The organism is Methanosarcina spelaei (assembly GCF_002287235.1).
GTDB lineage: Archaea > Halobacteriota > Methanosarcinia > Methanosarcinales > Methanosarcinaceae > Methanosarcina > Methanosarcina spelaei.
On sequence record NZ_LMVP01000265.1, the window covers coordinates 1 to 1,510 of the forward strand.

At 38.4% G+C, this 1,510-nt stretch carries 1 protein-coding gene; it reads left to right on the forward strand.

Going from position 1 to position 1,510, the window contains the following annotated elements:
• Positions 1 to 380 precede the first annotated feature (380 nt).
• On the forward strand, positions 381 to 1,510 hold a 1,130-nt coding region (locus tag ASJ81_RS12520), incomplete at its 3' end, for a YVTN family beta-propeller repeat protein (protein WP_141241709.1).

Here is a 1,510-nt window from a genome sequence, read left to right on the forward strand (position 1 = left end):
GTTACCGGGGAAGTTTCCATCCCCGCAGCAAGCTAGCGGGGTATTCGACTGAAATAAAACCGCCCTTTTGCCTTGTTTGACTGAATTTATAAGCTATTTGTAGATTTACAATTTTTCAACGCCTTAGTATCAATGTAGAAATTTTTAACTCTTTTAAGCTGATTTGAAATTCTTAATGTCTTCTTTTTGTGTTTTTTTTCATTGAAGAGTCGAGAAATCCATACAAGACTCACTTATACTGGAATCTTTTTCCGGTGTGAACTTTCGAAAATTAAAGAATTTTTATAAAAGTAAGATTCAAAGAGAAAGCTAAAAATTGACATATGTTCCAGAATATAACTATTCTGTTATAAAAAAATAAATTAAATAAAGGTAGGATAATGAAAATCAACAAAAAACTACATTCAATAGCTTTTGCATCAGTAACTGTAATTTTATATTTAATTTTTGTTTCTTCTGCGGCATCGGCAGTTACTGAACAAAGTGCTTCGCCAGCGGAGTCATATGCATATATTACGAACAATTGGAACAGCACTGTCTCGGTAGTTAACACAGCTATGGATACTGTTATAACTACTATACCTGTAGGAAGCAGTCCTGATGGAGTTGCAGTAAACCCGACTGGAAAGGTATATGTGACGAACAATAGGGATAACACTATCTCTGTAATTGATACAGCTACAAGTACGGTTACAGCAACTGTACTTGTAGGAAGCAATCCTGATGGAGTTGCAGTAAACCCGACTGGAACAAGGGTATATGTAACGAACGCTAACAGTGATACTGTCTCTGTTATCGACACAGCAACAAATAAGGTTACAGCCACGGTGTCTGTAGGAAACTATCCCTGGGGAGTTGCTGTTAACCCGGATGGAACAAAAGTATATGCGGTGAACTATAATAGTAATACTGTCTCTGTAATTGACACAGCAACAAATAAAGTTGCAGCCACTATTTCTGTAGTAGAATATCCTTCAGGAGTTGCAGTAAGCCCGACAGGAACAAAGGCGTATGTAACTAATAATTATAATGTCTCGGTAATTGACACTACGACAAACAAAGTTACAGCCACTGTGCCTGTAGGAAACTTGGCTTGGGAAATTGCTGTTAACCCCGACGGGACAAAGGTATATGTGACAAACTCTGACAATGACACTGTTTCTGTAATTGATACGGCAACAAATACGGTTACAGCCACTGTGCCTGTAGGAAGTGGTCCGGAAGGAATTGCAGTTAACCCAGTTGGAACAAAAGTATATGTGGCGAACTATTACAGTGGCACCATCTCTGTAATTAACACAACAACTAATAATGTTACAGCCACGATAAATATAGGATACTATCCAGTTGCTTTCGGGCAGTTTATAGGTTCTGTCCCAGTACCAGAACCAGTACTCCCTGTTGCAAATTTCAGCAGCAATGTCACTGCTGGTTATGCCCCTCTTTCAGTTCAATTTATCGATATTTCGAAAAATGCGACAGAATGGAAATGGAACTTTGGAGACGGAAC